This is a genomic window from Butyricicoccus faecihominis (assembly GCF_014648015.1).
Classification (GTDB): Bacteria; Bacillota; Clostridia; order Oscillospirales; family Butyricicoccaceae; genus Agathobaculum; species Agathobaculum butyriciproducens.
The window spans coordinates 160,119-168,203 of sequence record NZ_BMQH01000003.1 but is presented as its reverse complement, the minus strand read 5'-3'; the positions used below and the strand labels follow the sequence as shown (position 1 = coordinate 168,203).

The window sequence follows — 8,085 nt, the reverse complement described above, 5'->3', positions numbered from 1 at the left end:
CGAAATTTCAGGTTCGCACTACAACCTTCGTTCTTTTGAACAAAAGTTTAAGCACATCGTTGTTTAATTTACAAGGTACAATCTGCTGTTTTCAAAGAGTTTTCGCAACTTTTCGTTGTTCTTAACTGATCATTAACAGCTTATTTAGTATATCAAAACCTGAAGCGTTTGTCAAGAACTTTTTTCAAATTCTTTTTTGAAGAATCAAGCCGTTCTAAATCAAACTTTTCGGTTTTGCGCTTGTCTCTGAGAGACAGCTTTAATAGAATACCAAATCCCAGATCAAATGTCAAGAGTTTTTTCGTCCCCATCCGACATTTATTTCTCGTTTCTCCTCACAAGACTAATTACAAAAGCCGCAATCGACAGTCCTGCGCTGACCGCTGACAGCGCGCACGCAATAATATCCAGTATCAGTTTGGCTTTTTTCTGTTTTTTATTCATTTTTGAGCATTTCTCCTTGTATAACTACAGCATGTACCGCTCCGACTGCTTTTACATAAAAGACCCGCCTGAAAGTACGGCGGGTCTTCCTCTATGCAGCTTTGCATCATTTCTTCATCAGTTCTGCCAGCAGCATAACCTTATCCACGTTGCCTTCCACCTTGATCTTACCCTCAGCGATAGCAACCTGCGGAACCAGCTTGCCGGTAAGCATCTTCTCCAGATTCGTCATCGAACCGGAAACGATTGCATCGTGATCAATATACTCATACGGCATAACGGACACATTGCCGTTCAGAATTTCGATGTAGAATACACCCGTAATCTTGCCCGTAAGATTAAACTGCACCGCAACCTTGCCTTCCGTGCCGGCAATATCTGCCTTCTTTAATCTGTTGTAAAACTTTCCAATCAGCTGATCAATATCCATCGGACTCACCCCTGCTCTATTTTCTATCTTCATTATACAACACATGCAAGAAAAAGCAAGGATAATTTTGGTGATTTAGCCGTGAAACCGTAACAAAGCGGCTGTGCAATTTTTAATGCACAGCCGCTTTGTAAATTGAACAGTAATCAACAGTTAATTTCAGGTCTTTCGGTCGAATTTGGTGTGACAATGCGGGCAGGTAATCATAATCTTTCCCTTGCCCTTTGGCACGCGCAGGCGCTGACCGCACTCCGGGCACTTGAAATAGCAGTGTGTCTTACGGTCGGCGAAACGGCCCTGTGCACCGCGAATCCTGTTCGATACCGGACGCCACCATCTCATAAACTTTTCATTCTCCGCATACCGTGCCTGAATATTGCGCGAGAACATGCGGAAATAGCACAGGCACAGCAGTGCGAGAATAAATACGTTCATCCACGCCCAGCCGAGAATGCGCGCTACGATAATGAGCGCAATGCCGAGAATGAGCAGTGCGTTATTGAGCGGGTCGCTGCCGTAGCGGCCTGCCATAAAACGGCGGAAAAAATCCATTTATGCCTCTTCCTTTCCGCAAACGTGCTCGAAAATCAGGCCGAGCACCTCATCACGACCGAATCCCTTCTCTGCCGAGAACGGAATGACCGGCACTTCCTCCGGCAGCAGCAGCGTCTGACGGATCTCCGCGATATTGCCCTCAAGCTGGCTCTTCTTGATCTTATCCAGCTTGTTGGCGATAATCACCCACGGCTTACCGGATGCGCGGAACCACTCCGCCATCGTCATATCGTCGCGCGTCGGCTTGTGACGAATGTCCACGATCTGGATACCCAGCGTCAGCAGATCCATTGCAAAGTAGGTCTCCATCAGAGCACCCCACCGCTGCTGTTCGGCCTTGGAAACGCGCGCGTAGCCGTAGCCCGGAAGATCGACCAGATACATTGCCTTGTCGATCGTGAAATAGTTGATGTGAATGGTCTTGCCCGGCTGTGCGCTGACACGCGCAAAGTTCTTGCGGTTCAGCAGCTTGTTGATGACCGAGCTTTTGCCCACGTTGGATTTGCCCGCAAACACGATCTGAGGCAGCGGGTCATGCGGAAAATCGCTTTCCTTGACCGCCGAGCGCAGAAATTCCGCGTTATGCAAATTCGGTTTCTTCATTTCCATATTATTGTACCACCGTTGTCGATGCCGTGTCCGCTGCACGCTTTACCGGTGCGGACTTGCGTTTTTTCTGCTTGGGACGGCGCGAAAAGTCAATCGCGGTCTCCACCACCGTGTCCATGTGCTCCGCAATGACAAAGTTGATGTTTTCCCGAACGACCGGCACGATGTCCTTCAAATCGCTCTCGTTGTCCTTCGGAATGCACACGGTCTTGATACCCGCGCGGTACGCCGCCATGGTTTTCTCGCGCAGACCGCCGATCGGCAGCACGCGGCCGCGCAGCGTTACCTCGCCGGTCATGGCAACCTCGTGACGAACCGGCGCGCCGGTCAAGGCCGAAATCAGCGCCGTGGTGATCGTCACGCCTGCGGACGGGCCGTCCTTCGGAATCGCTGCCTCCGGGAAGTGAATGTGCAGATCGTTGTCCTTGTAGAACATTGGGTCGATGTTCAGTGCCTCTGCCTTGGAGCGCACGAACGTCACAGCCGCCTTTGCGCTCTCCTGCATGACCGTGCCGAGGTTGCCGGTGATTTCGATCTTGCCGGTGCCCGGCACGACCGCCACCTCAACCTCAAGCATTTCACCGCCGACACTCGTCCACGCGAGACCGTTTACAATGCCGACCTCGTCCTTCTTGCTGACCAGATCGTCCTTGAAGGTCGCCGTGCCGAGCAGCTCCTCGAGATTCTCCTTGGTAGCCGTCAGGCTTTCGTCGCCATCCGCGATATGCTTTGCCGCCTTGCGGCACAGCTTCGCCAGCACCTGCTCAAGGCGGCGCACGCCTGCTTCGCGGGTGTAGCCGCTGATGATCGCATCAAGCGTTCCATCGTCCACGATCAGCTGATTTTCGCTCAGGCCGTGCTTTTTCATCTGCTTGGACAGCAGATGACGGCGTGCGATCAGGCGCTTTTCCTCCGCCGTGTAGGACGGCAGCTCGATAACCTCCATACGGTCGAGCAGCGGACGCGGAACGGTCGAAAGATCGTTCGCAGTCGTCAGGAACACCACGTCGGACAGATCAAACGGCAGTTCGATGTAGTGATCGCGGAAGGCAACATTCTGCTCGGTGTCCAGCACTTCGAGCATCGCCGATGCCGGATCGCCGCGGAAGTCGTTGCCCATCTTGTCGATCTCGTCGAGCAGGATGAGCGGGTTGGACGTACCGGCACGGCGCAGCGCATCCATAATACGGCCCGGCATCGCGCCGATGTAGGTCTTGCGGTGACCGCGGATATCCGCCTCGTCACGCACACCGCCGAGGCTCATGCGCGTGTAATTGCGGCCCATGGCCTCTGCAACGGACTTGGCAATCGAGGTCTTGCCGACACCCGGAGGGCCGACCAGACACAGCACCTGTCCCTTGAGGTCGGGCGCAAGGCTCTTGACGGCAAGGAACTCCATAATGCGTTCCTTGACCTTCTCCATGCCATAGTGGTCGCGGTCGAGGATCGCCTGTGCTTCCGCCAGATCATGACGTTCCTCGCTCTTCTTATTCCACGGCAGGTCGAGCACGGTATCCAGATAAGTACGCACGACACCCTGCTCGGCCGTCGAGCCGCTCAGCTTGGCAAAGCGGTCCACCTCACGGATGAGCTTGTCCTCGCACTCCTTCGGCAGCTTGAGGTCGAGCACACGCGCGCGGTAGCTTTCCGCTTCTGCGGCTACGTCCTGCTCGCCGAGTTCGGTCTGAATGACCTTGATCTGCTCGCGCAGGTAGTATTCCTTCTGGTTTTTGTCGATCTGGGTCTTGAGTTCGTCCTGAATCTCGTTTTCGATCTTGAGGACCTCGGTCTCCTCACCGAGCATGCGGATCACCATCACCAGACGGCGGGTAATGCCAAGTTCTTCGAGGATCTCCTGCTTGGCTGCCACATCGACCGGAATATTCTGGGCGATATAGTCTGCCAGATAGCCCGGATCGCCGCCCTCGGCTACGGTCAGCTCCACATCGGGCGACAGGCGGGACGCATACTGTGCGTACTCGCTGAAGCGCTCCTGCGCGGTGCGCACGAGTGCCTGCGCGCGGCGTTCGGTCACGCCGTAAACGTAGTCCTCGAGTTCCTCAACCTCGGCATACATGCAGTCCTCGTCCTTCTCGGCGGCGATAAAGTTGTGCGCGAGCGCACGGGTCTTGCCCTCGACCAGCACGCGGATATTGTCGCCCGGCAGACGCAGGATCTGGCGAATCTGGCAGATCGTGCCGATCTGGTACAGGTCGCTCGGCGTCGGCGTATCGGTTTTCAGTTCGCGCTGTGCGGTCAGGAAGATGGTCTGTCCATTCTTCATTGCCGCTTCCAGTGCGCGAATCGACATCATTCTGCCCACATCAAAGTGGACAATCATATTAGGGAACGCCGTCAGTCCGCGCAGCGGCAGCACCGGCAGGCGGCTAAGGACGATTCCGTTAAGCTCTGTCATATATTCGTTTCTCCTTGCACGGAAAATTGTCTATTAGTTTCAGTATAGTATATCTTCCGGGGTTTGTAAAGGCGTTGAACGTTAAAAATACGGGCGGGAATCTCGTTCCCCGCCCGTATTGATTTTGATTGATTATGCGCTCTTGGTCGGCTTTCTGCGCGAAGCCTTTTTCGGCGGCTTCTTTTCCGCCGGAACAGCCGTGCGTTCGCCGTGCTCGACAACCGGCTCACCGGTACCGTCCACAACGCCCGGCGTGATCTCCACGCGGCAGACGGTCTCGTCGGACGGAATGCGGAACATGATATCGGTCATCACGTTCTCCAGCACGCCGCGCAGACCGCGGGCACCCGTTTTGCGTTCGAGTGCGACCTCAGCCACACGCTCCAGCGCCTCCGGCTGGAACTTCAGCTCTACGCCGTCCATTGCGAACAGCGTTTCGTACTGCTTGACCAGTGCGTTCTTCGGCTCCTGCAGGATGCGGACGAGTGCGTCCTTATCCAGCGTATCGAGCGAAACGATGGCCGGCAGACGACCGATCAGCTCGGGGATCAGGCCGAACTTCATCAGGTCATGCGGCTCGATCTTGGCCAGCAGACGGTCGGTCTGCTCGTCTTCCTTTCCCTTTACCTCAGAACCGAAGCCCATACCCTGCTTACCGGTGCGCTTCTGGATGATACCCTCGATACCGTCAAATGCACCGCCGCAGATAAACAGAATATTGGTCGTGTCGATCTGAATGAACTCCTGATGCGGATGCTTGCGTCCGCCCTGCGGCGGTACGTTGGCAACCGTGCCCTCGAGCATTTTCAGCAGTGCCTGCTGTACGCCCTCACCCGAAACATCGCGGGTGATGGACGGGTTTTCGCTCTTGCGGGCAATCTTGTCGATCTCATCGACATAGATAATGCCGTGCTCTGCCAGCTCCACATCAAAGTCCGCCGCCTGAATCAGTCGCAGCAGGATGTTCTCGACATCCTCACCGACGTAACCGGCCTCGGTCAGCGTGGTCGCATCCGCGATCGCGAACGGAACCTGCAGAGTCTTGGCCAGCGTCTGTGCCAGCAGCGTCTTGCCCGAGCCGGACGGACCCAGCATCAGGATGTTGGACTTCTGCAGCTCTACCTCGGTTTCCGGATGGTAGATGCGCTTGTAGTGGTTGTAAACCGCAACCGAAAGGGCAATCTTCGCACGATCCTGACCGATAACGTACTCATCGAGCACCTTTTTCAGCTCCTGCGGCGTCGGCAGGTGCTCGGGCTTTACGAGTGCATGGCTCTGCGGCTCGTACTCCGGCATGAGATCCAGCTCGTCATCCAGAATGCTGGTGCATACGCCGATACACTCATCGCAGATATACACGTTCGGTCCTGCGATCAGCTTGCGCACGCGGCTCTGCGGCTTGCCGCAGAACGAGCATTTCAGTTCTTTTCCATCATCATAACTTGGCATATGCCACCTCTATACTACGAAAAAAAATTACAATTACGACAATGCAGAATTGCCTTAGTGCTTATCGAATACCTTGTCGATCAGGCCGTATGCAACAGCCTCGTCTGCGGTCATGAAGTTATCGCGCTCGCAGTCAGCCGTCACGGTCTCAACCGGCTTGCCGGTATTTTCGGACAGAATCTTGTTCATGCGCTTCTTGATGATCTCAAGGCGCTTCAGGTGGATCGCCATATCAGTGATCTGACCCTGCGTGCCGGCGGACGGCTGATGGATCATGATCTCGGCATTCGGCAGCGCGTAGCGCTTGCCCTTGGCGCCCGAGGACAGCAGGAACGCGCCCATGGAAGCCGCCATGCCGATGCAGATGGTCGAAACATCGCACTTGATATAGTTCATGGTGTCGTAAATCGCCATGCCTGCGGTTACGGAGCCGCCGGGGCTGTTAATATACAGCGAAATATCCTTATCCGGGTCCTGTGCTTCCAGATAAAGCAGCTGAGCCACGACCAGAGAAGCGGTCGTGTCGTTTACTTCATCGCACAGCATGATAATGCGGTCATTCAACAGACGGGAGTAAATATCAAACGAACGCTCACCGCGACCGGTCTGCTCTACGACCATAGGGACTAAACTCACTTGGGAAAACTCCTTTCAGCAAGGTGGATAAGCTGCGAAAAAGCGCAGATTTTGTCCTCCTTGAATATAGGTGAAAAAGCGCGAGCGTCGCTCGCGCTTTTCTTATGAACCAACGCTAAGCGTTTGGTTTGCTGTTGTTTGCGCGCTTTGGGGAATCAGCAGAAATTACTCTGCAGTCTCCTCGGTGGTCTCCTCAGCAGCCTTCTTCTTTGCTGCCTTCTTAACCTTGGCGTTCTTCTTGATGAACTCGAGCGCGTTCGAGATCTTCAGATCGCCCTCCAGAGCTTCCTTGGATACGATGGCCTTAACCTTCTCGACTTCCATCTTGTACTGCTCTGCCATCTTAGCATACTCTTCCTCGAGTTCCGTGTCGGAAACAGTAATGCCTTCCAGCTCTACAACCTTCTGCAGTGCCAGACGGGTCTTCACCTGACGCTCTGCCTGGCTCTGGAACATTGCGCGGAATGCACCCATCTCAGTGCCGGTCATCTTGAGGTACTGCTCAAGGCCCATGCCCTGCATCTGCAGGCGGTAGCCGAAGTCCTGTACAATGGTGTCAACCTGGGAGTCGATCATAGCAGCCGGAATGTCAGCCTTCATGCCGTCGATTACAGCGTCCAGAACCTTCTCCTCGAAAGCGTTGTCAGCAGCTTCCTGACGCTCTGCCTTCAGGCGCTCGGTGATCTCCTTCTTCAGATCGTCAAGGGTCTCGCAGGTGTCGGAAACGTCCTTTGCGAACTCGTCGTCGATCTCCGGCAGGATGGTCTCCTCAACCTTGTGCACCTTGCACTTGAAGGTAGCTTCCTTGCCTGCCAGCTCCTTAGCGTGGTACTCCTCCGGGAAGGTAACAACTACGTCCTTCTCGTCGCTGGCCTTGCAGCCGATCAGCTGATCCTCGAAGCCCGGGATGAATGCGCCGGAGCCCAGAGTCAGCTCGTGATGCTCAGCCTTGCCGCCCTCGAACGGAACGCCGTCTACAAAACCCTCGAAGTCGATGTCAACGGTATCGTTCTTCTTAGCCTTGCGCTCTACGGTCTCGGTGCGGGCATTGCGCTGAGCCATGCGGTTCAGCTCTGCCTTAACGTCAGCCTGCAGAACCTTAACGGTCTCCTTCTCAACCTCGATGCCCTTGTACTCGCCGAGCTCAACTTCCGGCTCAACCGGCACCTTGGCGATGATGGTCAGGCCGCCCTCTTCTGCCGGGTCGCCCAGATCAACGTCTGCACGGCCGACCGGCTTGATGCCGGACTTCTCAACAGCCATTTCCATAGCGTCCGGGTAAATGATATTGAAAGCCTCTTCAAAGAACACGCCTTCGCCGTACAGCTTCTCGATCATCTTGCGCGGTGCCTTGCCCTTGCGGAAGCCCGGAACGGTGATGTTCTTGCCGGTCTTCTTGAATGCCTTGTCCTTAGCTGCTTCAAACTCAGCCTTGGTGATCTCGATAGTCAGAGCAACGACGCTGTGCTCCTGCTTTTCAGTGTTTTTCAGTTCCATGTTGCCAATCTCCTTACTTACTTTCGATTGTATCTAAATCATTCTACCA

8 protein-coding genes are annotated in these 8,085 nt (G+C 54.8%); all 8 read right to left on the bottom strand.

Going from position 1 to position 8,085, the window contains the following annotated elements; translation table 11 throughout:
* Positions 1–318 precede the first annotated feature (318 nt).
* Entirely contained in the window at positions 319–444 is a 126-nt protein-coding gene (locus tag IEY11_RS15045; RefSeq protein ID WP_279289181.1) for a hypothetical protein, read from the bottom strand.
* Positions 445–550: 106 nt separating this feature from the next.
* Positions 551–874, bottom strand: a complete 324-nt coding sequence (locus IEY11_RS04100; protein ID WP_110436606.1) for an SCP2 sterol-binding domain-containing protein — start codon at positions 872–874, stop codon at positions 551–553.
* Between the two features lie 159 nt (positions 875–1,033).
* A complete protein-coding gene (locus IEY11_RS04095) occupies positions 1,034–1,426 on the bottom strand; it encodes a hypothetical protein (RefSeq protein ID WP_117490730.1) in 393 nt (130 codons plus the stop codon).
* Positions 1,427–2,038 (bottom strand): ribosome biogenesis GTP-binding protein YihA/YsxC, encoded by a 612-nt coding sequence (gene yihA, locus IEY11_RS04090; RefSeq protein ID WP_243183947.1) that lies wholly within the window; start codon positions 2,036–2,038, stop codon positions 1,427–1,429. It abuts the gene before it with no gap.
* Position 2,039: 1 nt separating this feature from the next.
* On the bottom strand, positions 2,040–4,454 hold the full coding sequence (lon, locus tag IEY11_RS04085) for an endopeptidase La (RefSeq protein ID WP_188885862.1): 2,415 nt from the start codon (positions 4,452–4,454) through the stop codon (positions 2,040–2,042).
* A gap of 132 nt (positions 4,455–4,586) precedes the next feature.
* The gene (clpX, locus tag IEY11_RS04080) at positions 4,587–5,903 is read right to left on the bottom strand and encodes an ATP-dependent Clp protease ATP-binding subunit ClpX (protein ID WP_118480713.1); all 1,317 of its coding nucleotides are present in this window, start codon (positions 5,901–5,903) and stop codon (positions 4,587–4,589) included.
* A 54-nt stretch (positions 5,904–5,957) separates the two neighbouring features.
* Positions 5,958–6,539, bottom strand: coding sequence for an ATP-dependent Clp endopeptidase proteolytic subunit ClpP (gene clpP / locus IEY11_RS04075; RefSeq protein WP_117490728.1), 582 nt, complete (start codon positions 6,537–6,539; stop codon positions 5,958–5,960).
* A gap of 165 nt (positions 6,540–6,704) precedes the next feature.
* Positions 6,705–8,036 (bottom strand): trigger factor, encoded by a 1,332-nt coding sequence (gene tig / locus IEY11_RS04070; protein ID WP_188885861.1) that lies wholly within the window; start codon positions 8,034–8,036, stop codon positions 6,705–6,707.
* Between the last annotated feature and the right edge of the window lie 49 nt (positions 8,037–8,085).

Coding starts and splice junctions, on each gene's coding strand:
- IEY11_RS04095 (WP_117490730.1), bottom strand. CDS start 1,426: ATGGATTTTTTCCGCCGTTTTATGGCAGGCCGCTACGGCAGCGACCCG.
- yihA (WP_243183947.1), bottom strand. CDS start 2,038: ATGGAAATGAAGAAACCGAATTTGCATAACGCGGAATTTCTGCGCTCG.
- IEY11_RS15045 (WP_279289181.1), bottom strand. CDS start 444: ATGAATAAAAAACAGAAAAAAGCCAAACTGATACTGGATATTATTGCG.
- lon (WP_188885862.1), bottom strand. CDS start 4,454: ATGACAGAGCTTAACGGAATCGTCCTTAGCCGCCTGCCGGTGCTGCCG.
- IEY11_RS04100 (WP_110436606.1), bottom strand. CDS start 874: ATGGATATTGATCAGCTGATTGGAAAGTTTTACAACAGATTAAAGAAG.
- clpX (WP_118480713.1), bottom strand. CDS start 5,903: ATGCCAAGTTATGATGATGGAAAAGAACTGAAATGCTCGTTCTGCGGC.
- tig (WP_188885861.1), bottom strand. CDS start 8,036: ATGGAACTGAAAAACACTGAAAAGCAGGAGCACAGCGTCGTTGCTCTG.